Origin of the sequence: Colwellia sp. MB02u-6 (genome assembly GCF_014077095.1) — a bacterium.
Classification (GTDB): Bacteria; Pseudomonadota; Gammaproteobacteria; order Enterobacterales; family Alteromonadaceae; genus Cognaticolwellia.
In genome coordinates this window covers 418,598-445,526 of the sequence record NZ_JACGVG010000036.1, presented here as the reverse complement: position 1 = coordinate 445,526, position 26,929 = coordinate 418,598, and the positions used below count along the sequence as shown (strand labels likewise).

At 40.0% G+C, this 26,929-nt stretch carries 25 protein-coding genes; 8 read left to right on the top strand and 17 right to left on the bottom strand.

All coding sequences use genetic code 11. From position 1 onward, the window contains the following. The first annotated feature begins 359 nt into the window (after positions 1–359). Positions 360–905 (top strand): gamma carbonic anhydrase family protein, encoded by a 546-nt coding sequence (locus tag H4J46_RS13915; RefSeq protein WP_182234034.1) that lies wholly within the window; start codon positions 360–362, stop codon positions 903–905. A gap of 9 nt (positions 906–914) precedes the next feature. Here the strand turns inward: H4J46_RS13915 and H4J46_RS13910 are convergent, their stop codons facing one another. From H4J46_RS13910 to H4J46_RS13885, 7 genes are all read right to left on the bottom strand, one after another. Continuing rightward, a complete protein-coding gene (locus H4J46_RS13910) occupies positions 915–1,148 on the bottom strand; it encodes a hypothetical protein (RefSeq protein WP_182234033.1) in 234 nt (77 codons plus the stop codon). 21 nt (positions 1,149–1,169) lie between these two features. After that, on the bottom strand, positions 1,170–1,982 hold the full coding sequence (gene aroE / locus H4J46_RS13905) for a shikimate dehydrogenase (RefSeq protein WP_182234032.1): 813 nt from the start codon (positions 1,980–1,982) through the stop codon (positions 1,170–1,172). 127 nt (positions 1,983–2,109) lie between these two features. Next, positions 2,110–2,424 (bottom strand): OmpW family protein, encoded by a 315-nt coding sequence (locus H4J46_RS17355; protein WP_259365877.1) that lies wholly within the window; start codon positions 2,422–2,424, stop codon positions 2,110–2,112. A gap of 5 nt (positions 2,425–2,429) precedes the next feature. Beyond that, complete coding sequence (locus H4J46_RS17350; RefSeq protein ID WP_259365861.1) at positions 2,430–2,765, bottom strand: OmpW family protein; 336 nt, start codon at positions 2,763–2,765, stop codon at positions 2,430–2,432. Positions 2,766–3,008: 243 nt separating this feature from the next. Continuing rightward, positions 3,009–3,914, bottom strand: coding sequence for an oxygen-dependent coproporphyrinogen oxidase (gene hemF / locus H4J46_RS13895; protein ID WP_182234031.1), 906 nt, complete (start codon positions 3,912–3,914; stop codon positions 3,009–3,011). Further along, complete coding sequence (locus tag H4J46_RS13890; protein WP_182234030.1) at positions 3,911–4,456, bottom strand: Sua5/YciO/YrdC/YwlC family protein; 546 nt, start codon at positions 4,454–4,456, stop codon at positions 3,911–3,913. Before H4J46_RS13890 ends, hemF begins: the two co-directional genes overlap by 4 nt. 146 nt (positions 4,457–4,602) lie before the next feature. Continuing rightward, entirely contained in the window at positions 4,603–6,234 is a 1,632-nt protein-coding gene (locus tag H4J46_RS13885; RefSeq protein ID WP_182234029.1) for an acyl-CoA synthetase, read from the bottom strand. A gap of 343 nt (positions 6,235–6,577) precedes the next feature. On the opposite strand from H4J46_RS13885, the gene purE reads away from it, so the two are divergent. Both purE and H4J46_RS13875 read left to right on the top strand, forming a co-directional pair. After that, entirely contained in the window at positions 6,578–7,060 is a 483-nt protein-coding gene (purE, locus tag H4J46_RS13880; RefSeq protein ID WP_182234028.1) for a 5-(carboxyamino)imidazole ribonucleotide mutase, read from the top strand. A gap of 9 nt (positions 7,061–7,069) precedes the next feature. Continuing rightward, complete coding sequence (locus tag H4J46_RS13875; RefSeq protein WP_182234027.1) at positions 7,070–8,224, top strand: 5-(carboxyamino)imidazole ribonucleotide synthase; 1,155 nt, start codon at positions 7,070–7,072, stop codon at positions 8,222–8,224. A gap of 91 nt (positions 8,225–8,315) precedes the next feature. On the opposite strand, the gene H4J46_RS13870 is transcribed toward H4J46_RS13875, so the two are convergent. From H4J46_RS13870 to H4J46_RS13855, 4 genes are all read right to left on the bottom strand, one after another. Beyond that, entirely contained in the window at positions 8,316–8,882 is a 567-nt protein-coding gene (locus H4J46_RS13870) for a topoisomerase DNA-binding C4 zinc finger domain-containing protein (protein WP_182234026.1), read from the bottom strand. Between the two features lie 94 nt (positions 8,883–8,976). After that, complete coding sequence (locus H4J46_RS13865) at positions 8,977–9,450, bottom strand: DUF494 family protein (protein WP_182234025.1); 474 nt, start codon at positions 9,448–9,450, stop codon at positions 8,977–8,979. A gap of 2 nt (positions 9,451–9,452) precedes the next feature. Next, positions 9,453–10,589 carry a DNA-processing protein DprA gene (gene dprA, locus H4J46_RS13860; protein ID WP_310650245.1) on the bottom strand — a complete coding sequence of 379 codons (1,137 nt, stop codon included), beginning with the start codon at positions 10,587–10,589 and terminating at the stop codon, positions 9,453–9,455. Positions 10,590–10,622: 33 nt separating this feature from the next. Beyond that, on the bottom strand, positions 10,623–11,711 hold the full coding sequence (locus H4J46_RS13855) for a LysM peptidoglycan-binding domain-containing protein (protein WP_182234024.1): 1,089 nt from the start codon (positions 11,709–11,711) through the stop codon (positions 10,623–10,625). 116 nt (positions 11,712–11,827) lie between these two features. On the opposite strand from H4J46_RS13855, the gene def reads away from it, so the two are divergent. The 4 genes from def to trkA all read left to right on the top strand — a co-directional run bounded on the left by def (position 11,828) and on the right by trkA (position 16,161). Beyond that, on the top strand, positions 11,828–12,343 hold the full coding sequence (def, locus tag H4J46_RS13850) for a peptide deformylase (protein WP_182234023.1): 516 nt from the start codon (positions 11,828–11,830) through the stop codon (positions 12,341–12,343). Between the two features lie 81 nt (positions 12,344–12,424). Then, a complete protein-coding gene (fmt, locus tag H4J46_RS13845; protein ID WP_259365853.1) occupies positions 12,425–13,438 on the top strand; it encodes a methionyl-tRNA formyltransferase in 1,014 nt (337 codons plus the stop codon). Between the two features lie 2 nt (positions 13,439–13,440). After that, the gene (gene rsmB, locus H4J46_RS13840) at positions 13,441–14,754 is read left to right on the top strand and encodes a 16S rRNA (cytosine(967)-C(5))-methyltransferase RsmB (protein WP_182234022.1); all 1,314 of its coding nucleotides are present in this window, start codon (positions 13,441–13,443) and stop codon (positions 14,752–14,754) included. A gap of 27 nt (positions 14,755–14,781) precedes the next feature. Then, entirely contained in the window at positions 14,782–16,161 is a 1,380-nt protein-coding gene (gene trkA / locus H4J46_RS13835; protein WP_182234021.1) for a Trk system potassium transporter TrkA, read from the top strand. 49 nt (positions 16,162–16,210) lie between these two features. On the opposite strand, the gene H4J46_RS13830 is transcribed toward trkA, so the two are convergent. The 4 genes from H4J46_RS13830 to H4J46_RS13815 form a co-directional block, all read right to left on the bottom strand. Next, positions 16,211–17,677 (bottom strand): TrkH family potassium uptake protein, encoded by a 1,467-nt coding sequence (locus H4J46_RS13830; protein ID WP_182234020.1) that lies wholly within the window; start codon positions 17,675–17,677, stop codon positions 16,211–16,213. A gap of 9 nt (positions 17,678–17,686) precedes the next feature. Next, positions 17,687–18,310: a YigZ family protein gene (locus H4J46_RS13825; RefSeq protein WP_310650244.1), complete on the bottom strand. Its 624-nt coding sequence runs from the start codon at positions 18,308–18,310 to the stop codon at positions 17,687–17,689. Positions 18,311–18,322: 12 nt separating this feature from the next. After that, on the bottom strand, positions 18,323–19,642 hold the full coding sequence (gene pepQ, locus H4J46_RS13820) for a Xaa-Pro dipeptidase (RefSeq protein WP_182234019.1): 1,320 nt from the start codon (positions 19,640–19,642) through the stop codon (positions 18,323–18,325). A gap of 72 nt (positions 19,643–19,714) precedes the next feature. Next, positions 19,715–21,634, bottom strand: a complete 1,920-nt coding sequence (locus H4J46_RS13815; protein WP_182234018.1) for a transglycosylase SLT domain-containing protein — start codon at positions 21,632–21,634, stop codon at positions 19,715–19,717. 227 nt (positions 21,635–21,861) lie between these two features. On the opposite strand from H4J46_RS13815, the gene tusA reads away from it, so the two are divergent. Next, positions 21,862–22,110, top strand: a complete 249-nt coding sequence (gene tusA, locus H4J46_RS13810) for a sulfurtransferase TusA (protein ID WP_182234017.1) — start codon at positions 21,862–21,864, stop codon at positions 22,108–22,110. 145 nt (positions 22,111–22,255) lie between these two features. Here the strand turns inward: tusA and H4J46_RS13805 are convergent, their stop codons facing one another. After that, the gene (locus H4J46_RS13805; RefSeq protein ID WP_259365852.1) at positions 22,256–24,697 is read right to left on the bottom strand and encodes an EAL domain-containing protein; all 2,442 of its coding nucleotides are present in this window, start codon (positions 24,695–24,697) and stop codon (positions 22,256–22,258) included. Positions 24,698–25,164: 467 nt separating this feature from the next. Next, positions 25,165–26,601, bottom strand: a complete 1,437-nt coding sequence (locus H4J46_RS13800) for a M28 family peptidase (protein WP_182234016.1) — start codon at positions 26,599–26,601, stop codon at positions 25,165–25,167. Between the last annotated feature and the right edge of the window lie 328 nt (positions 26,602–26,929).

Genomic DNA, 26,929 nt, shown 5'->3' with positions numbered 1-26,929 from the left:
TCACTTTTAAAACGTTAAGTTAACTTAATCAGCCTAGACTAGATTAGATAACTCATTATAACCGTTCGTTTGGGTTACCCCTTGGAACTGGAGCGCATTCTAGAGATTTCTCGCTTCACGTCAACCCTTAATTGCCATTAATTTACAAATAAAGGTTTGTTTGCTTTTTATTTGTACAACCCTTCCTGTGGCTGGGTTTTTAATGCTCGATACGCTGAAAAATCACCCAGTTATATTGTGTTTTGAAGTAACTTTGTCTTAACCGCTAAGTACCGGGAGTGACTCAGTGCATTGAAAAATGCTGTTTAATGGCTTTTTTTGCTAAGATAACTATATCAGTCATCTAAAATTTCTTATTTATGCATAAAAATAATTTTCGAAGCTATCATGGCATTACTCCTATATTAGGTAATGCAGTTTATGTTGATGAAACGGCCGTACTTGTTGGTGACATTACCTTAGGTGATGATACTAGTATTTGGCCTTTAGTTGCCGCTAGAGGTGATGTGAACAAAATTACCATTGGCGCTCGCACTAATATACAAGACGGTACGGTTTTACATGTCACACGCAAAAGTACCGGTAATCCCAATGGTAACCCTTTAGTTATTGGTGACGATGTTACGGTTGGTCATAAGTGTATGTTACACGGATGTGCTTTGGGTAACCGCATACTGGTTGGTATGGGCGCTATCATTATGGATGGTGTTATTGTTGAGGATGATGTGTTTATCGGTGCGGGTAGTTTAGTGCCGCCAAACAAAACACTTAAAAGCGGCTACTTATATGTTGGTAACCCAGTTAAACAAGCGAGAGAGTTAAAGCAGAGTGAAGCTGATTTTCTCAAACAGTCTGCAATAAACTATGTTGAATTAAAAGCTGAGTACTTAGTTGATAACCATTAACCTCTGAAGTTACTCCAACTCTATATGTATTTCATTACCTTCTGGCTCGTTTTCCTCGAGCCAGCTTTCTGTTACTTCTTCTAAATCAAATTTAGTGCCATTATCAATTTCGGTTAATTTCTTTAGCTGCATAGAATGAAAATATAACGTTATACGCTGTCCTGAAACTTGTCCGGTAAAAGACCAAGCATCATGCTGCTGATCAAAATGTAGATCATCATTAAATAAAATTGCTTGGTTCATCTTATGCTCGCTTCACTTTCATTACTTTAACTGAGCTCTTAAGGAGACAAGTACAGGCTCTACTGCTGGGCTAACGGCTCTCCACAAATGAAAGCTTGCCGCAGCCTGGCCCACTAACATGCCTAAGCCATCAATAATATGTTCAACACCTAGCTGTTTTGCTTGTTTTAAAAATGCTGTTGGCTCTTTGCCATACACCATGTCATAACAAACTGTTGAACTTTTAATTGTGTGATCTGATATCGGTAAGCTATCGCCGGATAGACCTGCTGATGTGGCATTGATGATGATATCAAATACTAAGTTATTGGTCTCTGCGAAAGTAATAACATCAATAGCGTCATTAGGATACTGGCTAGTAATGGCTTGTGCTTTACTTAATGTTCTATTGGCAATAGTTAATGATTGAGGAGACTGCTCTAATATTGACTGCACAACGCCCTTTGCGGCTCCACCAGCACCGAGTAATAACACTTTACTATCTCGCAGTTGCACTTGATGCCTGAGTAAGTCACTAACTAAGCCGACACCATCTGTAGTATCACCATAAATAATTCCGTCAGAGAAAATCAAGGTGTTCACTGCGCCAGCTAACTTGGCTCTTTCACTCAACTCATGACACAGGGCAAATGCTTGTTCTTTAAATGGTGCGGTGACATTGGCGCCTTTGCCATTGTTAGCCATTAATTCTTTTACGGCATTGTCGAATTGATCTAATGCAACCCACTCACTTTGGTAGTTCATTGTTTGCTTTGACTGCAGCGCAAACTGTTGGTGAATAAAGGGAGATTTTGATTGAGCGATAGGATTACCAAATACGCGATACTGATCCATAAGATTACTAGCTTAAATGTTTAGCGGTAGACTACCCTAGTTATTAAACAATGAAAACAAAAAAGCAGTCACTGAGTAACTGCTTTTTTCATCGCCTTGGCCCGTGTTGAATAAGATTAAAGTGTCTTTAAAATTTATAAGCTAACATTAGTGAATAAACCATCGGGTCTATTTCAACTTCATCACTGCCATTAACACTACCACCTACTTTAAAACTGGTATCCGTATTAATATAATGAGCGGAAGCATTTAATGACCAGTTTTTGTCAAGTTGGTCATCAGCACCAAGTTGAACAGACAGTCCAAACGACCCGTCTAAGTCTAAATCACTAAAACCGGCCTCTTTATAAGTTGAAGAAAACTTCTCATCAAAGAAAATTGTATAGTTGATACCCGCACCCACATAGGACTTAAACGCTGAGTTAGTATCAAAGTAATACAGTGCACTTAATGTGGGTGGTAAATGAGATATTTACCACCCGTTGTGGTTACGCCATCGGCATGCAGTTTTATGTCATGAGAAAACGGGGTTGAGGCTAAGAGTTCAATAGCCCAGTTTTTATCATAAAAATAAACAAAATTAACACCAAATTGAGTATCACCATCCGCTGATACATCTAAACCTGAATTAGCGCAATCGAGGAACACGTTAGCTTTATTACTGGCAGGATCAACCATAGTGGCGCCACCACGAACGACAAAGTCGCCGGCTTGGTTAGCAAATACAAGTGGAGATAATGTAAGAGCAGAGAGGATTAGTCCATTAATTTCTGGGGTTTTCATTAGAACGTTACCTTTTATAAATAGAAAAAATATTAAATTTGTTCAATAAGGTAATTTTGCGCGTGCCTAATTTTCGACAGTTTGATCTAGCCCAAGCTTTACCATAAACCCTAAAAAAATAGGCTTTAATGGTCTTGAAATTAAAAAGCTGAACTTGGGTAACTTAACCTAGCAAACACACCTACAGCGAACTTTTCTGTTGATGTGTTTGCTAGGTAATAAACAACAAGCGGTAATGCTAGGTTATAACCAATCTTGCGGTACTAAATAGTCTTGTAGTGCTGCTTCTGGGCTGCCAGCTTCCGGCTGAAAATTATACTCCCAACGTGCCAGTGGCGGCATTGACATTAAAATGGATTCTGTTCTGCCACCTGATTGCAAGCCAAATAAGGTGCCACGATCAAAAACCAAATTAAATTCAACGTAGCGGCCACGACGATAAAGTTGAAATTGACGATGGTTATCATCAAAGGGCGTTGCTTTACGCTTTTCTATTAAAGGTATGTAAGCATCAAGGAAGCCTTTGCCAACTGCTTTCATATAATCAAAGCACTTATCGAATTCCCATTTATTCAGATCATCAAAAAATAAGCCACCAACGCCACGAGTTTCATTGCGGTGTTTTAAATGGAAGTATTCATCACACCACTTTTTATATTTTGGATAAACATCGTCACCAAAAGGCTGACAAATATCTTTTGCCGTTTGATGCCAATGCACAACATCTTCTTTGAACGGGTAAAAAGGCGTGAGGTCAATACCACCACCAAACCACCACACAGGTTCTTCACCTTCTTTTTCAGCAATAAAAAATCGGACATTGGCATGAGATGTCGGAATAAAAGGATTTTTAGGATGAATAACTAATGATACACCACAAGCTTGCCATTTACGGCCAGCCAATTCTGGACGATGTGCTGTTGCAGATGGTGGTAACTTATCACCAGAAACCACTGAAAAATTGACCCCACCTTGCTCAATAATGCTACCATTTGTAAGTACTCGGGTTCTGCCACCACCGCCTTCAGCGCGCTGCCAATTATCTTCAATAAATTTACCACTACCGTCGGCAGCCTCTAACGCCGAACAAATTTGGTCTTGCAACGATTTTAAGAATTCAACAACAACATTAATATTTATAGTGCTCATGAGCGAATAACATCTCCAGATAATGCATCAATAATAGTAGAAGGCTGATCAAAGCCTAGAGTTTTTCCTTTAATAATAAAATCAATTTTATTAGCGAGTTCATTGGGAATCCCTTGCCATGTTTTGGCCGGAGGTTTACCACTTAAGTTCGCGCTCGTAGAAACAATCGGCTTATTAGTGGCGAGACAAAGTGCCACAACGTCTGGCTGGCTAGTAACACGCACAGCAATAGTGTCAAAGCACCCCGTCAACAACCTAGAAGTGTTAGCATTTTTAGCCACTAGTTGCGTAATGCCGTCAGGCCAGCGAGATAATATCGCAAGGCGTTTGTCTTGAGGTATTTTACACTCATCTATATAAGGTAAAAGTTGTCTATAATCACCCGCAAGTAGTATTAAGCCTTTATCGACTAAACGTGACTTGATCAACAGTAGCTTTTCAATTGCCTCATCGTTATCAGGATCACAGCCTAAGCCGAATACGGCCTCGGTTGGGTAAGCTAAAATCCCACCCTGTTGAAATGTTTCTAATGCTGTCGTCATGGCGTTTTATGATGGCGCTTAGTAAAATTAATTTAATGATGATTATACGTTTTTTACTGACAAACAACATGGCTAGTAAAAAAAAACGGTAAGAGTCTGTAAACTCTTACCGTTTGGATTACCCCCCGTCCAACGCTAATAATAAATTAAGCTTCAAACAACTCTTTAATTTTCTGCCTAAGCACGAACTTCTGTACTTTACCGGTTGAGGTTTTAGGCAATTCGCTAAAAACAATAGTTTTAGGTACTTTAAAGCCCGCCATATGTTCACGGCAATATTGAATTACCTCTTGTTCTGTCAACGTCTGCCCGCGTTTCAGTGCTATAAATGCACAGGGAGTTTCTCCCCACTTTTCATCTTTTTTGGCTACTACGGCGGCTTCTAAAATGGCTGGATGGGTATATAACACACCTTCTACTTCGACTGATGAAATATTTTCACCTCCCGAAATTATAATATCTTTCGAACGATCACGAATTTCAATATACCCATCTGGATGTTTAACCGCTAAGTCCCCTGAATGAAACCAACCATGAGCAAAAGCCTCTTCTGTAGCTTGTTCATTTTTCAAGTAGCCTTTCATCGTGCTATTACCTCGGAACATTATTTCACCCATAGTGATTCCATCTGGGCGAACAGGCTCCATAGTATCCGGATTTAGCACATCAACTTCTTCTTGCGTGATATAACGCACACCTTGGCGCGCTTTTAATGCCGCCCGTTCATCATCGCTACGCTCATTCCATTCATCTTTCCACTCACTAACGACACAGGGTCCATAAACTTCAGTTAAGCCATAACTTTGGGTTATTTCAATGCCTAAGCTTTCAATACCCTTAATAACCGCGGCAGGTGGCGGAGCACCAGCGGTCATCGCTTTAATATTTTTAGGTAATTGCGCCAGCAAGCTTTCGTCAGCATTTAAAATCATATTAAGCACGATTGGCGCGCCACAAAAATGACTGACCTTATGCTCAATCATCGCATTAACGATAGCGCCTACTTCAACTTGCCTCAAACAAATTTGCGTACCACCAACAGCCACTATCGTCCAAGGAAAACACCAACCGTTGCAATGGAACATCGGCAAAGTCCACAGATAATTGGTCTTGCTGTCTGTCGGCCAAACAAAGTTATGGCCAAGAGAATTCAAGTAAGCTCCACGGTGTGAGTAAACTACACCTTTAGGATTACCTGTAGTGCCTGAGGTGTAATTTAGCGCCAAAGCTTGCCATTCATCATGAATCAATGAGCCAGAGAAATTTTCATCCCCTTGAGCCAGTAACTCTTGATACTCCATGGTACCAAGGCGCTCTCCGCTTGGCCCTTCTGGATCGTCAATATCAATCACTAAAGGTTTACGCTTTGACAGTGCTAATGCTTGTTTAATCACACCGGAAAACGCGGTATCGGTAAACAGTACATCACATTCGGCGTGATCAAGAATAAAAGCGATATTTTCCGCATCGAGGCGAATATTAATAGCGTTAAGCACAGCACCGGTTAATGGCACACCATAATGGGTATCCAAAAATGCCGGAATATTAGCGGCCATAATACTCACAGTTTGCCCTGGACTTACCCCATTTTTAATCAGGCTTGAGGCGAGTCGACGAACATTTTTACGATATTCTTGATAGGTAAATTTTTGCTTACCATGGATAATTGCAATTTTGTCTGGATAGACATCAGCGCTACGATTTAAAAAGTTTATAGGGGTTAATGGCTGACTGTTAGCAGCAACCTTGTCTAAACTTTGGCTATAAATGTTATTCATTTTTTTCCTCATTTATTTTACCGAAGCGACTCTTAATACTAATTAACTTAATGATAAGTAAACTCATTCATTCTTTAAATTAGTATAACGCTGTGATTTTATATTATGTTCGGCTTTACAATTTAAAATAATCATACGCCAATAATTAAATTAAAAAATTATCCTTTGGTCTATACCCGTTCTACATCAAAGAAAATTATAAATGCTATGAAAGAATTGTCATTTCAGAATATTTTCAAACACGTTACAATATGGTATTAAAATGGTATTAAATTTCACCTAACATTACCGCCTTAAGCATAACGTTAGGTTTCAAATCACCTCATCAAAAGGCACTACGCGTATGAAAGTTGGGATTATCATGGGGTCAAAGTCAGATTGGCCAACCATGCAGCACGCTGCTGAAATGTTAGATCTATTTAATGTAGCTTATGAAACAAAAGTTGTTTCTGCACATAGAACACCGCATTTACTTGCTGAGTATGCACAAGGTGCTAAAGATCGTGGTATTCAAGTTATCATTGGTGGCGCAGGTGGCGCAGCACACTTACCTGGTATGACCGCTGCTTATACAAGCTTGCCGGTTTTGGGTGTGCCCGTGCAATCAAAGGCCTTAAATGGTCAAGACTCTTTACTCTCTATTGTACAAATGCCAAAAGGTATTGCGGTTGGTACATTAGCCATTGGCACGGCAGGTGCCGCCAATGCGGGCTTATTAGCCGCTCAAATTATTGGTCTTTCTGACCCGGCAGTACAAGCAGCTGTTGAGCAATTTAGAGCAGAGCAAACACAAACAATTCTTGATAACCCAAACCCTGCAGAATAGGCTAGCTAAATGAATGTTTTAGTATTAGGTGCTGGCCAACTGGCTCGTATGATGGCCTTGGCGGTTAAGCCTTTAAATATCAATATACGAGCTTTTGATGTTGGCTCAGACACTGTGGTTGATCCACTTTCAACTAACATTGCTTTTGGCGGGATAAATCAAGGTATTGATTTTGCTGACTTTATTACGGCTGAGTTTGAGCATATTGATCACCAAACACTTGCACTTTGCCAAGCGTCTGGAAAACTACGCCCGAACAGCCAAGCCATTAAAGTCGGTGGTGATAGAAGGTTAGAGAAAGATCTGCTCATCAAATGCGGTGTAGCCAATGCGCAACACCAAATTATTGCGACCAAAGCAGACTTTGACCAAGCTTTAAATAACCTGTCTCTGCCGTTAATTTTAAAAAGCGCTTTGGCAGGTTATGATGGTAAAGGTCAATGGCGATTAAAAGATAAAGCACAAGCTGAAGACATTTGGCTTGATATTAAAGCTTTCTTTGATGGTGGCGTACAAGGCCTTCAACATGCGGTAGTGGCTGAACAAATGGTGCCTTTTGATCGCGAAGTCTCGTTAGTTGGCGCGCGTGATAGTCAAGGTAATACGGTAGTTTACCCCTTAACTCAAAACCATCACACCAACGGCGTGCTGAGTGTGTCAATTGCCATCCAAATAGATGAAGCGCTACAAGCACAAGCAAAACAGGTATTTGATAGCATAGCAAAAGAATTAAATTACATTGGTATATTAGCCATTGAATTTTTCCAAATTGGCGAGCAATTGTTAGTAAATGAAATTGCTCCTCGTGTACACAACTCAGGTCATTGGACCCAACAAGGTGCAGATACTTGTCAATTTGAAAACCATTTACGTGCGGTATGTGATTTGCCGCTTGGCAGTACTGAGTTAATTCGTCCATCAGCCATGATTAATATATTGGGTGAAGATGAAGTACCCAATGACATCTTGAGTGTGGCGAGTACCACTTTACATTGGTATGGAAAAAGCAAGCGCCCGGGGCGTAAAATGGGTCATATTAATGTTTCAGGTAATGATGAAAAACAATTAGCCGAGCGATTAACCTTATTAGCTGACATGCTACCAGAAGCAGCATTTGATGAACTTAAGCCTTATGTCGCCAGTTACAAAAAACAATTGAGCTAACACTAAATTAGTGATTACACAGCCAGTGATGCCTTACGGATAAGTCACTGGCTTTTTTATACCTCAATTCATACCTCAATTTATAAGAAAATTAATGCGGCTGAAAGTGACTGCAGGGTTTAGACGCGCATTGTAATTTTTCACCCGCTGCCATCTGTCTTTTTAGTAATAAAGCAAAGCCACATTTTTCACATTCGCCAACAACTGGCTCATGATTCACAACAAACTTACATTTTGGATAGTGATCACAGGAATAAAATGTTTTACCGAAACGGCTGATTTTTGATTGTAGTTGACCCTTTTTACACTGTGGACAACTGACATTTTGTTGCTCAAGTTCATTGTGATCTTGCGCCACAATGTAAGAACAGTCCGGGTAGTTTGTACAGCCAATAAACATACCATAGCGACCTTGTTTGACCGCCAATTCGTGATTGCATGCTGGGCATTCACTGCCAACCAGTATTTTGTCATCAACGCGCTCATGTTCAACAACCGCTCGAGTGTATTGGCAGTTAGGATAGGTAACGCAACCAAAAAATGAGCCTGACTTGCTGTGCTTAATAGTGAGCTGCGAAGCACAGTCAGGACAAATTTCAGCGGCTTTTTCTAAGGCATGTTCATGACGTGAAAACAGAGGTTTTTCGGAGTTTGACATAGTAATGCACCTAAAATATTAGGTACATATTATGTCATATTTTTACCATAGTAACGTGGCTATTTTTCGTGCACTTTTTGTCTTAGAAAAAAAGCTAATGCAATGGGCCTTCTTGCTCATCAAAAATCAGGTCCTCCATTTGAGAGTAGGCACTTTCTTTACCTGGCACATTAAACAGTACCATCAGCACAACCCACTTTAGATCATCAATAGAGAAAAACTTAGTGTCTAGCTCCATAACACGGTCAATAACCATTTCACGGGTAGTAAAATCTAATAAATTAACCTGCTCTAAAAACATCAGAAAACCACGACATTCTACATCAAGGATTTGGCTCTCTTGTGCAGTATAAATTCGAGTAGATTGGCTACCTACTCGTGTTAAATAAGGATAAGCCTCAGTGTCCTGTAAAGCGGTAAGTTTTTCCAGCCAAGCAAGCGCTTTATAAATTTCATCTTGGTGAAAACCAGCACGCGTTAATTCATCAGTAAGTAGCTCATGGTCGACCATGACTTCGGCTTCACTATGAATATAGTTTTCAAAAAGGTACATCAAGATATCGAACATCACTAGCCCCTATTTAATTTAAGGTAACCCCCTGGCACAGCAGACACCAGGCCTCTAAGTTCAAGCACGGTTAATCGAGTTAGCACTACGTCTATCGGTAGTTTACTGCGCGAAACCACTAAATCTACGGGTGTAATTTCATACCCCACACTAGCTAACATTGGATCGTTACACAAGTGCTGTTTTTCACTTTTTTCTGCTAAATTATCTTTCACTTTGTTTCTACTTAAGTTTACATTCTCTGTCGCGAACTCTTGAAACTCGTCCACTATATCGCTGGTGTCTTCGACCAACTTAGCGCCTTGTTTAATTAACCAATGACAACCTTTCGCCTGCACATTATAAATAGAGCTAGGTATAGCAAATACTTCTCGGCCTTGTTCTAAGGCACAACGCGCCGTGATCAATGAACCGCTTTTTAAAGACGCTTCAACGACCAAAACCCCCAAACTTAAACCGCTTATTAAACGATTTCGCTTTGGAAAATGTCCCGGCTTAGGTACGATACCCGGGGGGAACTCGCTAATGATTAACCCCTTTTTTTCAACAATATCTTTTTGTAATTTTTTATGGCGAGCGGGATAGGTTATATCTAGCCCTGTTGCTACCACAGCAATAGTATAGCCCTGCTGATATAGAGCCCCTAAATGCGCTTGTCCGTCAATACCTAATGCTAAACCACTAGTGACAACGAATTGAGTTGTTAACTGACCCGCCAAATTATAAGCAATCTCTCTACCTGATATACTGGCATTACGGCTACCGACAATGGCAATTTTAGGTAATAACAATAAATCCACATTACCACGAACAAAAAGCACTAGTGGTGGATCATAAATTTCTTTTAATAATTGTGGGTATAGGGGATCATCAAAGGTAATAATTTGACTTTGACAGTGACTTGAATCAGAAATTATTTTTATCAATAAATCCCAGGCAGGAAAATTTATTGCAGCTTGCTGTGGACTAGTGAGGCCTGACAGCGTTAAGTCAGTAGTCGCCGCGAATAAAGCTGTTAAACCAAATTTTTCGACTAGTGCAATTTTTTTATAATTGGCTAACCGTGGAATAGCTTTCACTGCTAGCCAATAATGCGTTAAAGTTAACTTCAACGTTACCCTGTTACTAGTGTTTGCCACTTGCTTCTCCTTAAGCGTGGCCCAATTTTAGGGCTAGGGTGCAGTAACTCCATCAAGTACTCTTAATGGCTTTTCAGCATTAATAATTAACGCCATACTGACCTTGTCATAAACTTTAAATACCATCACTTTGCCGATTACTTCGGCTGGCATATCGTAATCTGAATAGCTGTTATTGGCTATTTTGTTCCAATGAGAAGTGTCTTTACTGTATTGGGGTCCATAGTCTGTTTCAATAACGCCGGGGCTTTTTCGACTAACCGTTAACACATCGCCAGCTTGTACGGCTTGGCTATTGCCTTTATTAATCATTATCACGTCAAATTTAGCAAATTCACGTAGTTTGGTCACCGAGCTAATAATTAAACCGTCAGTGCTCTTAGCACCTGCTCGCATGGTAAAAATAGAAGGGTAGTCTTGCTCAACATTGACTGGCATAACATAGGCACCAGAACGAATTTCGCGTTTTGCACCATCAACAAAAATAGTGCTTGGCTGCTGCTTACTCATATTGCCACTTTGTAGTGCCTTGCCGGTGCCAATAAGTCGAATATTATAACCCAAGTTTTGCTGTGTTTCGGGATCAACAATGGCATCAGCTTTATGGTAAATCCCGTAACTTTGACCAACGATGAGATCGCTATTAATATAAACTTTAAAGCCATCAACACTTGATTTATAGCCTTCCTCACTGCCAATAATATGAGGTAAGCCGGCTAACTCAGATAAACTCATCACGGTATCATAGCGAATATAGGGCGCAATAACATGCAAAGGTAATGTACTAACGGGGTTTTGGTCTTTTAATTGTTTACGTACTTTAGGTGACCATTTAAGTTCAGGCTTGCCTTTAACCAGCATGGGTTGGCCTTGGACATCAAATACTAGCAGCAACTCATCCCCAGGGTAAATTAAATGTGGGTTATTAATCTCAGGATTAAGACGCCATAACTTAGGCCACAACCAAGGTTGATTGAGAAATACACCTGATATATCCCACAAGGTGTCACCTTTCTTAACAATATAAGATTTTGGAGCATCTGGCTTTAATGCTAACTCATTGGCCATTAAAGAAACTGACAGAGCAATACCAAATAGCAAGGATAAAACTCTTAGTAGCATGTTAATTTCCTTATTATTAGAGGTTTTATCCTAAACCACTATGATTAACTATAATTAATGGCTAAAATTGAAACATAACACTCTATGCGACATTTCGCGAATTCTTTTGATAAATTATGGCTATTTTACCTGTATTACGATTTCCTGATGAGAAATTAAGAACAAAAGCGCAACCTGTAACTGAAGTTAACGATGAAATTCGTAATATTATCAGTAACATGTTTGAAACCATGTATGATGAAAATGGTGTTGGTTTGGCGGCAACTCAAGTTGATATTCACCAACGAATTGTCGTTATTGATGTTTCAGAAAATAAAGAACACCCTTATGTGTTAATAAATCCTGAAATCACCCATAAAAGTAATGACACCATTATTAATGAAGAAGGTTGTTTATCAGTACCCGGCTGTTATGCCAAAGTTGACCGTAGTATTGATGTCACAGTTACCGCCCTTGATGAAAATGGCAAAGCCTTTACTTTAGACGGTGAAGAGCTATTAGCTATTTGTATTCAACATGAACTAGATCATCTTAATGGCATCTTATTTGTTGACTATTTGTCACCACTTAAACGCCAGCGATTCAAAAAGAAATTAGAAAAAGAAGCGCGTTTGGATAATGCCAACGCTTAAGTGTCATAGCTCTTTTATAACTCATACCAATTAAATTAAGTAAATGAGCGATTATTTATTTCAATTGGTATCAATTGCATTTTGGAAACTCCTTTGCCCAATGCCGTAACTACACCATTAAATATCATTTTTGCTGGTACCCCTGACTTTGCCGCGCAACATTTAGCGGCGCTAATTCACTCAGAGCACAACATTGTTGCGGTTTATTGCCCGCCCGATAAACCGGCTGGCCGCGGTAAAAAGCTCACGGCTTGTGCAACTAAACTATTAGCCCTAGCGCACAACATTCCAGTTCAGCAGCCGGTGAATTTTAAAGCTGAACAAGCACAGTTAACGCTGGAAAATTACCAGGCAGATGTCATGGTAGTGGTTGCTTATGGTTTATTATTGCCGACAGTAATTTTACAGACACCCAGATTAGGCTGTATTAATGTTCATGGTTCTATCTTGCCTAAATGGCGTGGTGCTGCACCGATTCAACGTGCCTTAGAAGCGGGTGACTCACAAACTGGCGTTACCATAATGCAAATGGATAAAGGCCTAGATACCGGTGATATGATATTAACCGAAACTTGTGACATTAACCTAAAAGACACTAGTGCAAGTTTATACGACAAGTTAGCTGAATTAGGTCCAAAAGCATTATTAGACACCTTAGCCTTGATGACTTTAGGCAAATATCAACGTCAACCCCAAAATAATCTAAAAGCCACTCATGCTGCCAAACTTGATAAAGCAGATGCGGAGTTAGATTGGCAACAACCCGCAAGCATACTTGATCGGAAAATCAGAGCTTACATTCCATGGCCTGTGGCGCAATTTACCTTTGATGACAACAGTCAACAACACCGTATTCGGGTTTGGCAAGCTAGCGTTATTGAACTTGAGCATCAGCAGCTTCCTGGCACTATTATAAGCTGTGATAAACAAGGTATTGTGGTCGCCACAACAGTCAATGCTTTAAGACTTGAAATATTACAACTGCCAGGGAAAAAAGCCTTAGCCGTGGCTGACATACTCAATGGCAAAGCAGATTGGTTTACCCAAGGCCAATCAATCAATCGGCTAATACAGCCTCAACAAGAGTTAACTTAATTATGGCCGCTAACCTTAGAGCACTGGCTGCTCGCTGTACCTTTGCCGTTGTTGATAAAGGCCGTAGTTTGTCAGACGAGCTACCACAACAAATCGCAAAAATAGATATTAAAGATAAAGGGCTACTACAAGAGCTTTGCTATGGCGTATTAAGACATTTACCTGAGCTTGAACATGATGTTCGTGACTTTATTAAAAAACCTTTTAGCGGCAAACAACGCGTTGGTCACTTTTTATTACTGGTTGGGATTTATCAAATTAAGTATACCCGCATACCAGATCACGCCGCATTTAATGAAACCGTTTCCGCCTGTAAACCATTAAAATGCGACCATTTAAAAGGGGTGATTAATGGCGTATTAAGAAATTTCCAACGCCAGCAAACACAATTAGCAGATAAAAGCCTAGCCGCTGAACCTCACAAGCTTCCAGAAGCGGTCGCCTTTAACCACCCCTCTTGGTTTATTAAAAAACTACAAAGTGGTTACCCTGATAGTTGGCAGGATATTCTCAAAGCAAATATGCAAAAACCACCGATGTGGTTGCGCGTTAATGTCCTACACCATAGTATTGATGAATACCTGACTTTATTAGTGGCTGAAAAAATTGATTATGCCTATGTCGATGAAAAGTCATCTGCGATACGTTTAACTGACGCTATCGATGTCAATAAGTTGCCTGGATTTCAGCTAGGTTGGGTATCAATTCAAGACGGTGCCGCACAACAAGCCGCACTTTTACTTGATTGTCAGCCAGATGACAATGTACTTGATTGTTGTGCCGCCCCAGGTGGAAAAACCTGTCATATACTTGAATATAGTCCAAAAATAAAAGCGCTAACCGCCATTGATATTGAAGAGTCGCGCTTGCTGAGAGTATATGAAAACCTACAACGTCTGAACCTACAAGCAAAGGTGATTACCGCTGATGCCGCCACACCAGACAAGTGGTGGAATGGAGAACTATTTGATCGCATTTTACTTGACGCTCCGTGTTCTGGTACCGGTGTCATACGCAGACACCCTGATATTAAATGGTTACGTAAAAGCCAAGACATTGCGGTATTAACTGATTTACAACAAGATATATTAAAAAATGTATGGTCTTTATTAAAACCCGGTGGTACTTTGCTGTATGCAACATGCAGTGTATTACCAGAAGAAAATAGTCAGCAAGTTCAACGTTTTGTTGCTGAAAATTCAGATGTGGAACATATCGCGATAACCAATAATGTAGATGATATTGGTTGGCAGATCCTGTCTAACGACAATTCAATGGACGGTTTTTACTACGCCAAACTCATTAAAAAATCATAGTAAAAACAACAATAAAAGCAATCTTAAATGAAAATTATAATTATTGGTGCTGGGCAAGTTGGTGGAACATTAGCAGAAAACCTCGTTGGTGAAAAAAACGAAATTACGCTAATAGACACTAGTAGTGAAACCTTGCGTGAATTACAAGACAAAATGGACTTGCGTGTTGTTGTTGGTCACGGCTCTCACCCTGATGTACTAAAACAAGCTGGCGCAGAAGATGCCGAACTCGTTGTTGCAGTAACCAACGACGATGCTACCAACATGATTGCTTGCCAAATTTGTTATTCGCTATTTAATACCGCAAATAAAATTGCCCGAATTCGCTCCAGTCAAATTCTGAAATATCAAAAAGAACTCTTTCAAAATAAAAATATTCCGGTAGATCATATTATTGCACCAGAGCAACTGGTGACCCGAGATATTGCCCGACTTATTGATTACCCGGGTGCACTACAAGTATTAGAATTTGCTGAAGGTAAGGTCAGTTTAGTTGCCGTTAAAGCTTATTACGGGGGTTTATTGGTAGGTCATGCCCTATCTACTTTGCGCGAACATATTCCGAATATTGATACCCGGGTTGCAGCTATTTATCGTAATGGTAAACCTATTCGACCGCTGGGCACTACCGTTATTGAAGCCGATGACGAAGTATTCTTTATTGCCGCCTCAATTCATATTCGCGCGGTAATGAACGAGCTGCAAAAGTTGGAAGCGCCTTATAAAAAAATCATGATCGCCGGTGGTGGTAATATCGGCTCAGGTCTAGCGCGCTTGTTAGAAAAAAACCACCAAGTAAAGTTAATCGAGCATTCGGCTAAACGGGCAGCCTATTTAGCGTCTGAGCTAAACGACACCTTAGTGTTTACCGGTGATTCTTCTGATCAAGAGTTGCTGTTAGAAGAACACATTGATCAGTTTGATGTTTTTATTGCTGTCACCAACGATGACGAAGCCAACATTATGTCATCGTTATTAGCAAAACGCTTAGGGGTACGCAAAGCTATGGTATTAATCCAGCGCAGTGCTTACATTGATTTAGTCCATGGTAGTGATATAGATATTGCCGTTTCACCGCAACACGCCACTATTTCGGCCCTATTAACCCACGTGCGCCGTGGTAATATTAATAATGTTTATAGCTTGCGTGGTGGCGCAGCAGAAGCAATAGAAATTGTCGCTAAAGGTGATGAAAAATCATCTAAAGTGGTGGGTAAAACTATCCAACAGATTAGGTTACCACCTGGCACAACTATTGGTGCAATCGTGCGTGGCGAAGAAGTCTTAATTGCCCATTCAGATACTCGAATTCAAGCAGAAGACCATGTGGTGTTGTTTTTAGTTAACAAACGCTATATCAGTGACGTTGAAGCTTTATTCCAACTGGATGCCATAGCGTTTTTCTAAGCGATTTGTTCTAAGCAATAATTGTGTTAAGTACTATCAGAAAGATATATTAGGTTCGCCAAAATGCTGGTGTCAGCAATACCAGCAAGGTAAATATCTCTAAACGGCCAAATAGCATGGCAACAACCAAAACCCATTTACTAAAATCATTTATTTCTGCATAGTTGGACGCAACCTGCCCCAAACCTGGGCCCAAATTATTCAAACAGGCCGCAACGGCAGTAAAGGCTGAAATATCATCCATTCCGCCCGCTAATAACAGCAACATACAAACAACAAACACAGCCGCATAAGCAGAGAAGAACCCCCATATGGCTTCTACCACACGATTTGGTAGCGCTTTCTTACCTAACTTAATAGTAAAAACAGCTTTAGGGTGTACTAATCTATTTAATTCTCGCACACCTTGCAAATAAAGCAGTAATACCCGAATAACTTTCATGCCACCGCCGGTACTGCCCGCGCAACCACCAATAAAACTGGCAAATATTAATAAAATAGGCAGCAGCGTTGGCCAGTTAGCAAAAGCGACTTCGCCTGAAGATGTTGTTGAAAAGCCGGCAGTAGTACTAATTGAAACCGCATGAAACATCGCTTGTTCAAAGTTATCAAAACCTGACTGGTAAACATTAAAGCTCATTAGCACAATAAAACACACTAAAATCAAAACGGCTTGAATACCTAAAAACACTTTAAATTCTGAATCATAAAAATAACTACGTAATGATCGGCTATTTACTACCGCAAAATGCAGAGCAAAGTTTACACCAGCAACCAGTAAGAAAAATACACAGATAAAATTGATCAACGGACTATCAAAATAGCCCATACTTAAGTCGTGAGTCGAGAAGCCACCAATCGCAATAGTAGAGAAAGAGTGACAAATAGCGTCAAATAAATTCATCCCTGCCGCCCAATAACTCATGGCACAGGCAAGGGTTAAAGTGACATAGATTAACCACAAATGCTTAGCTGTATCGGCAATGCGCGGGGTCATTTTTGAATCTTTCACCGGCCCTGGAGTTTCAGCACGATATAACTGCATACCACCAATTCCTAGCATAGGTAAAATAGCCACAGCTAACACAATGATCCCCATGCCACCCAACCACTGTAGTTGTTGTCGATACCAAAGTACCGCGTGTGGTAATCCGTCTATCTGCGTTAATATGGTTGCGCCTGTCGTAGTGAGACCAGAAAAAGACTCAAAAAATGCATCGGCAACGCTAAGGTTAGGTTGATCTAATAATAATAAAGGCACCGCTGAGAAACTCGCCAAAACGGTCCAGAACAACACCACAATTAAAAAGCCTTCCCGAGCCCTTAAATCGCTTTTTTCGTCTCGATAAGGATACCAAGATAAAAGCCCAGCGATTAAACAAAAAAGAAATGACATTAAGAAAGAAACACCACCGCCATCTCGATAAACCAGAGAAATAAAAGCAGGCGGCAGCATAGTTACGCTCAGTAAAGCGACTAATAACCCTAATATTCGGATGATATTTTTAAATTGCACGGTAGTTTATTATTGCTTTTTAGTTATAGGTTGAAGTGTTAACTGTCCCGCAGACATGGTTTGCAATTGCTGTTGGAAAAGCTCAAGTTTTTCATCAGGTAATGCGAGTATAAGAACAACATTCTCATGGTAGTCTTGCTGGATAATTTCGCCACCCATTTGAGCAACAAAATGCAAAACATCATTCACTTGTGCATATTGACACGCTAGTGTTTTGCGTACCATAGGAATTTTCAATTTTGTCGGTAAATTCGCCAATGCTTGCTTAACGCTGCCGCCATAAGCGCGTTGTAATCCGCCAGGCCCAAGCTTAGTACCGCCAAAATATCGTACAACAACAGCACAAAGCTCACCAAGATGACTGCCTATTAACATATTAAGCATAGGTTTACCGGCAGTGCCTGACGGCTCACCGTCGTCAGAAAAACCATATAACTGACTGTTTTCAGGCCGACCCACAATAAAAGCATAACAGTGATGATTAGCTTGTGGATGTAATACTTGTAAGCTTTTAATAAACGCTTTGGCATCAGCAACACTGCTGCAAGGTTTAAGGTAACAAATAAAGCGGCTGCGTGTGACTATGGTTTCGTCAATAATCGCTTGGGCCGCTATTTCATATGGTGTAGACACAAATATTTTCGCTTAGTTTAAGTCAGAATCTCGTGTCATATTTTCGTTATGCGATTGGTGAACAATAACATTATCTTCTATTCTGATACCACCAAATGGCCGCATAGCGTCAACCTCTGACCAATTAACCATTTTACCATGGGCAGATTTTTTTAAGTCAGCTAGCAAAGAATTGATAAAATATAAGCCAGGTTCAATAGTAAAAACTTGATTGCTTTCTATTACTCGCGACGTCCGTAAAAAAGCATGTTGCTCTGGGGTATTAACGTGAGTACCACGTTCGTCAGCCATAAAACCGCCTACATCGTGTACTTGTAAACCTAAATGATGACCTAAGCCATGTGGGAAAAAAGTAGAAATAATACCACTTTCAACCGCCGTATCGACATCAACATTAATAAAGTTAAACTCTCGTAATACCTTACCTATTTCGCGGTAGGTGGCAATATGTAGATCAACATAACTCAGCCCTGGTTTTAAGGCGTCAACCGCATTCAACATTAAAATATCCATGCGCGCAATTAACTCAGCAAAGCGATCACGCTTAAAAGAGTAGGTGCGAGTAATATCAGCAGCATAACCATGAAAATTAGCGCCAGCATCCAGTAAAAAAGAACGATGGGCTTGTGGTACACCGCGATCTAAAGCGGTGTAATGTAAAATAGCGGTATTTTCATTTAACGCAACAATATTGCCATAAGGTGTTTCACTTTCAACATGTTGTGTTGCTTTAAGAAAAGCATGTTGAATATCATACTCTGAGGCACCATCAAAAAAAGCGGCTTTGGCTGCTTTATGGCCCTTAACCGCAATCTCATTTGAATGGCGCAAACACGTTTGTTCGTAAGAGGTTTTATAAGCACGGTGAAAATGAAAATAGTTAATCAATGGCTCGGGATTGATATGTTCAAAGCCTAACGCTTTCGCCACTTCGATATGAGCACCAATATAGGCAAAGGCTTTTTTATCATAAGGCAGTAACTTATCGACATCACTGGCCTTAGCTAAAATTTTTATATCAAAGAATTCATGCCAATAATCATCCACCAAACCGATAACTTTATGCCAAAAATCAACTGGTTGGTAATAAATTAGTGTGGGTTTGTCTGTACCGTTAACCAATAACCAACAGTTAGCAACATCAACTAAAGGTAACCAGGCTTTAAAGTGTGGGTTAACGCGAAATGGATAGCTGTTATCGTCTAAGAAGGCTTTAATTTCTTGACCAGAGTGAATGACTAAACCTTCAAGACTTTCTCTTGCTAATACGGCTTTAGTTCGTTTTTGTAACTCAGCTACATGAGCTGGGTATTGGCTAGCTAGTGTATTCATCTGGTAACTCTCTAAATTTCTTTGATGTGAATTGTACCTTGTTTAGCCCAATATTATAATGCAAGCGTGCTGCTATTCTTTTATATTCATTGCAATGATCTGGTCAAACAAAGAGGCGGCTTGTCCTACTTTGTGTTGATATATTTGCTGATAAGCTAAAACGCTTTTAACATATTCTCGGGTTTCTTTGAACGGAATGGTTTCAATCCAAACATCGGCAGGTAATGACTCAGCGTTTTTTAACCAACTCCTTACCCGATAAGGGCCAGCATTATAAGCCGCGGTAGCCAGTACCTGATTGCCGTCATGACGGTCGAGTAAATCACGTAAATATTTTGTGCCTAATTTAATATTATTTTTAGCTTTGAATAAATATCGAGTAGAGACTTTTTTGCGTGCAAGCTGTTTTGCTGTATTCGGCATAATTTGCATTAAACCTTTAGCGCCTGCTGGAGAATTAGCATCAGACATAAATGAGCTTTCACGACGCGTGATAGCAAACGCCCAAGCTGGATTAATGTTTTGCTGGTCCGCATAGTGGTTAATTTCACTTTCAAAGCCCAGTGGAAAACGTAAACCTACATCGTTAAGGTACCCCACTTTAGCTAAGGTAAATATAGCCCTGTCATACCATTGCATTTCATTGGCAACTTTAGAGGCAACTAACTTGTCGCGCTTACTGAGTTTTGACAACCAATAATTCCATTCCTTACGGGCGTGATAAAACCGACCAATGGCAAACAGTTCAATGGCTCGTTTTGCTTCAGGGCTTTTAGTCACTAAAGCTCTTTCTTCTGCGCTAACAACGAGCGGTATATTTTGAAAATTAGCCGGTTTATTTAAATAACTCGCGGCTAAAAAGCCGTAATAATGTCGGCTTAGCGCCAGCTTATTTAAGTGTAAATTTCCTGCCACTAACTCATCAGTGGCCAACAAGCTTCTGCCATACCAGTATTGCCACTGCAGGCTTTTTTGCGCTATTTCAGGTAACTTTAACAGCTTAGTTTTGATGTTTTGCCAATTTTGATCACGCAGAGCGTCGGTTATGTACCACTGGGTTAAGTTACTAGTAAATAATTTTTCATCAACTTTCGCTAACCATTTCGCCGCATCAAAATGATTTTTACTGGCTAAAGCTAGGGCAAATTTCAATGTGATTTGTTGCTGTTGCTGCACAGAAAAAGGTAACAACGACTGGGCCAATTTATAGGTATCAAGTGCTTTTTTTGGATCGCGCCATATGAGGCGCTTTAAACCATAAGCGACTATTTTCGCCTCTCTCTGGGTTTTATTTTTAAATTTTGATAAGTGTATAGTATATGATGGGTCGCGACGTACTTGATGCCAAAGCTGAGCTAGATATTGCTCATTCTCTGGTAATAACAGGGTTAAATATGGTATTAAGGTATGTTTACCGCCATCCGCTGATAATACGATACGTTGCCATATAACCTCATTGGTTCGATACCCTGCTTGCTGCCACTGCTTAAATAAAGGGTCACAAACTTTAGGTTGCGACTTACCTACTATCCACAGCGAGCTTACTTTTGGCAATATTTTCGTTGGCGAAACACCAGATTGCAGTTGAAAGCGATAATGCTGACAAGTGAGTTCAACATCACTAGTGGCTTCGAAAAAGTTTTGAAACAGTACCGGCTGCTTACGTTTGGCTAAATAAGTTAACCATTTATTTCTTAAAGGCCAATCCAGTGGCGTACCTTTATACTTTGCTAAAAAGTCTTTTATCTCTGGTGCAGATGACAACTTCATTTTGGTCATTAAGCGTTTCTGATCCAAATAAGGTTGCAGCGGATAATAATGTAGTTGATTATATAGGTTTTGATAACTAGCCGAGCTGTGATTCCAAATTTGCTTTTCGGCTTGTAAGAAATTTTTTCGCTGCTGTCTGTCATCATTAGCAAATGTTGCAGCACTCGTTAATAGCACACTTAAGATGACGGTTTTAAAAAATCGGAAATTACCTAGCGGCATTTGAAGACCTTGGAGAAATAAGCATGGATCAATTATTCACCTCTAACGCAACAAAGCAAGCCTATTACATACAATTATTAGCTTAATTATCAATATTTGTTCTTGAAACCCACCTTAAATGCTTAAAAACTCATTGAACAAAAAACAATCAAGGTAAGTTTATTGTTGCGTCATGACAAATAGGCTTTAAAATTAGCGCCAAACCATATTCCTTAGCAAGGTAAAGTATGACCGACTGCCCTTTTTCAGCTCCAGACCACCAATTAGATACCATTGGGCTTCGCTGCCCTGAGCCAGTAATGATGCTTCGGCTAAAAATACGAAAAATGGCTTTGGGTGAAACCCTCCTCGTGAGCGCTGATGACCCGTCAACGGCAAGAGATATCCCAAGCTTTTGTCGATTTATGGAGCATCAACTTATGAGTCAGCAAATTAAAAAAATACCTTTTCAATACGTTATTAAGAAAGGGTTATGATACTAAGGCGCTAGCTAAGCGAGTAGTTAAGGTGTTAGCTAAAATCTGTCGTTACCACCTCACTTTGCAATTAATTTATGACTATTTAATTAATTAAGTGATCTACTCTTTCATCCAGAAAAATCGATAAATACATGCCATAAAATTAGGCCCGCCAAGCGCTATCCGGCTGCCAACTGTCAAGCCAGGTTCGAATATCACTCGAAGGCATAGGCCTTGAAATGACGTTACCTTGCGCTAATTTACAACCCAGTTGTAATAATTCGGTGCCATGTTCAACAGTTTCAACCCCTTCAGCGATCACCTCAAGCTGGAAAGCTTTCGCCAAACTAATAACACCCATAACAATGGCTAAGTCATCCGGGTCAGTGAGCATGTCGCGTATAAAACTCTGATCTATTTTAATCATGCTAACGGGTAAGCGTTTGAGGTAGGTTAGGGAGCAATATCCGGTACCAAAATCATCGAGGGTAAACTGCACACCAAGCTCGAGGCAAGCTTTCATGGTCGCTATAATGTAGTTGATGTCACTAAAGGCACTGGTTTCTAATATCTCTAATTCTAACAAATGTGCTGGCACATCAGAGTGCGCAGCCAATAATGTCGCCAAGCATTCAACAAAATCAGTTTGCTGGAGCTGATAAGCACTGAGGTTGATGCTAATCGGCAACGCGATACCTATACCTTGCCATTGGCTTATTTGGCTCAGCGCGGTATCGATAACCCATTCACCTATCTCAAGGCTGATGGCGTGATTTTCTATTAGTGGTAAAAAATCTAATGGTAGCACTAAGCCGCGGACAGGATGCTGCCAGCGGATCAATGCTTCTACGCCCACAACTAAACCTGTAGACATATTCACTTTTGGTTGATAATACAAAACGAACTCATGTTTATTAAGTGCTGCTCTGATATGACTGATGCTTTCTAGTTCAAGGTTAACGGCGTCATTGAGGGCATTATCGAACAAGTGATAACAATTCTTACCTGCTTTTTTCGCCATATACATGGCTTGGTCGGCATGACGGATAAGTATATCTGCATCTGCATCATCTTGAGGGTATAGTGTAAAACCTATGCTAACCGACACCTTCAACACCAGATCACCAACAGTAATAGGCTCTGACGCTGCACGTAATAAGCGCTTTAATGCCTTTTTGTAATCTTTAGCATAAACTAAATCACTTAATACGGCGACAAATTCATCACCGCCGAAACGGGCAAGTATGTCCACCTCACGTAAGGTATCACTCATACGCTGAGAGACAATAATAAGTAGTTCATCACCTACCGCATGGCCATAGGTATCATTAACCTCTTTAAAACCATCTAAATCCATAAAGACAACAGCGAGTGAATTATGACGACGCTGGCATTGCAACATGGTTTGATGTAGTCGGTCGACAAGTAATGCACGATTAGGCAGCTTAGTTAAGGTGTCAAAATGAGCCATCTGTTCTAATTGATATTGATGATCTTTTTGCAGCGTAATATCACTAAAGAGAGCAACATAATGGCTGACTCCGCCAGCGGCATCTTTTACAGCGCTGATGTTAATGCCAGCAATATATTTTTCGCCATTTTGGCGACGACTTAATATTTCACCAGCCCATTGCCCAGTAGTATTAATGACTTGCCACATCGTGCTATAAAACTCAGGTGGATGACGGTCTGTTTGAAAAAAACATGAGGCTTGGCCAACAACTTCTTGGTAGGAATAACCGGTAACGTCAACAAATTTTCTATTAACATCGATAACAATATTTTCCGCATCTGTAATAATAATGCCTTCTAGGGCATGGGTGAATACACTCGCGGCAAGGGTGAGTTGAGCTGTGCGTTTATCTTTTTCTTGGTTTTGAAAAGCCAGATCTTCGTTAGCAAGAACGAGTGCATTATCAGACTTAGATTGCTGAAAAAGTAATTTTTTAATGTGAAAAAAAGTCAGTACCCAAATTAAAATAAGAACAATAGATCCAATCAACTGAGTCCATGTGGCAATTTTTTTGTTGGTGTCTAAAGCCTGATGCCGGTCAATAAGCAGCGCAGATTCTTCATTCATCATTGTCTTAATAATCTGACTAAGCTGTTCCATTAGCCTTTGGCCTTTGCCACTTATAACGATACCAAGCGCGGCTTCTCTGTCTTGCATGGTGATTAAAAAAATTGTTTCTTCTAATTCACTTAACTTTTCATCTATCAGAGGCTTGATTTGTTTTAAGCTATTTTGTTGCTTAGAATTATCTAAGGTTAGCATCTGAAGCGATGTTACTATCTTGTCTAATCGAGCAATGGACCGGGTATAAGGTTTCAGATAACTTTTTTCTTCGGTCAGAAGATAGCCACGTTGCCCTGTCTCTGCAGATTTTAGCGCCAATAGCACTTGGTAAAGCGATGCTTTAACTTGATGGGTGTGATCTACCCATTCTCTGGCTTGTTCTGATTTATTGCTCAACCATAAATTTATGACAATAATGAACACTAAAGTTGGAAATGCAAAAAAACTGGCGTAATAACCAATCTTGTTGACCTTAATATACGATGATTTTTTCTGGTCAGAGTTAGTCTTAGTAGCAGTTATCTTCATTTTATATAAGCTTTCCTTTTCTAGTCCAGTATTTACCCGTAGGGGCAAATTTAAGGGGCAAACTTAAGGGGCAAATCATCAATAAGTTATGGGTAGGTTATAGACTGAATTAACTTTTATTATCACTTTAACTTATACTAAAATAATCACTTAAGCGATAGCTTAATTTATTAAGTTTATCTAATATTGAGTACATAATTTTTTACCCTGTGCTTTCATACTATATAACAAAAGTTAGCGCGTGAGGGTTAATTTTTAATATGGATGATAATGCGGGGGAAGATCTGTATCTGTATAGGCAAACTTGTTATAAAAATTTTTATAAACACTGTAACTTTGGCTTCAATCATTACTTATCAGTGCATAATAGTTGAAGCCAAATAATTTTTTTAACCTGTTTTACCAGATAATTATAGCGCTTGGTTACTCAGCCATAAAATTAGCTTTTTATAATAGTTTTTAAACTGTTATTTATAACCCCCAAAAGAGCCAGCAGGACCTGGAAAGACTACTGGGCTTTCAAAACCATCTTTTGCAACACTGCTAACACCGAAAAAATAGTTATCGATTACGATATTTTTTAACTCAAATTCAGTAACATCACCTACATATTGACTATTTGTCCATGTAGCCTCTGTGGTCAATCGCCAATGAACACGGTAACCCGCTAAATTATTTGCCATAGTCCCTTCTGGACGCTGCCACTTTAACCTTGTTGATGCTTGAACAGCCCCAGAAATTTCAGTATTTGCTGGCGGTGGAGGCGCCCAAGCCATAGCGGCCATAGTAACGAGGTTTAACGAGGTTAATTTCGCAGTAAAATCAAAATCTACACCAGAAATAACGTCACCGAACGCTCGGCCATTTTCGCTTCTAAGGTCTTGATGCTGACGATCGTAGTGCTCATTAGTTTCCATAATACGCACCGCAGGATAACCAACTGCATTAAATGGTCTATGATGTCCGCCTCGACCAAATCTGTCCAATCTATATATCATCATAACGTCTAAGTTAGGGATGTATTGGTCGGCAATTTTATCAATATAGCGAGCTAAATTTCGTGACGACGAATCTACTTCACCACCGGTAAATCTGCGTTTTTTAGCTTCTGCCGGTGTTTCAACATAGCGAACGCCTTCGGAAAAAACCCTTGCGGTTGTATTGTTGATAATGCCATTGATACCTGAAATATTACCAATCATGTCGTTATTAATAACCGCTTCCACACGCCAAGCTTCTTTCTTGGCAATACCCGCCATTATTTTCCCACCAAACAATCCCTGTTCTTCTCCTGATAATGCAGCATAAACAAGAGTACCGGCAAATTTATGTTGGGACAGCACTCTAGCCGCTTCGATAACTCCAGCAACACCTGAAGCATTATCATTGGCTCCTGGAGAGGCACTGGTGTAATCAAGCGGGTCTGACACTCGAGAGTCTATATCGCCAGACATCACGATATAGCGATTGGGATCGAGTTGGCCGCGCTGAATAGCGATAACATTGATCACTTCAGTCGGTTCAGGAATTCGCTTTTCTCCTGAAAAGGTCTGTTTTTGATAAACAACTTCTAAACAGCCTCCACATTGTGCTGAAATTTCATCAAATTCTGACTTAATCCAACGACGTGCAGCGCCAATGCCTTGGCTATCTGACTTTGTATCTGACAAGGTGTGCCGAGTACCAAAGCCAACTAATTTAGTGACATCTTTTTTCAATCTCTCTGCACTTACTTGTTGCTGGATCTCACGTAATACCAACTGCTCATTCGGTGGCACCACAACAGTAGCGTAAACAGGTATCGCAGTAGCAAATGCACATAACGTCCCAAAAATCTTTCGAGAAAAAGCATTAAACGATAGAGTAAGCGCGATAATTTTCACTTGAGAAAAATGTATAAACATAACGACGACCTAATATTATTGTGATTATTATTTTGTTAAAAGATTAGCACATTTAATAAGCTTGGCGGGTTCATCCGTCCTATTAATAATTCAATTCAACGCACGGTTAAACTCACTCTCAAACTCACTATAGAATAATCTATTGCTCAGGGTAAGGCGGATAAAAAAATTATATCAAGCTAAAATAACAGCTTAAAATACGGTCAAGTTTGTCACACTTAACTTTGCTGGTTAAAATTAGCTAAGCTTATAAGACTAGGTCTAGATTTTACTTTAGCAAACAGTGAAAGTATTATGCAGGTAACTTTGCAAGCTCAAGAGCAGAAAA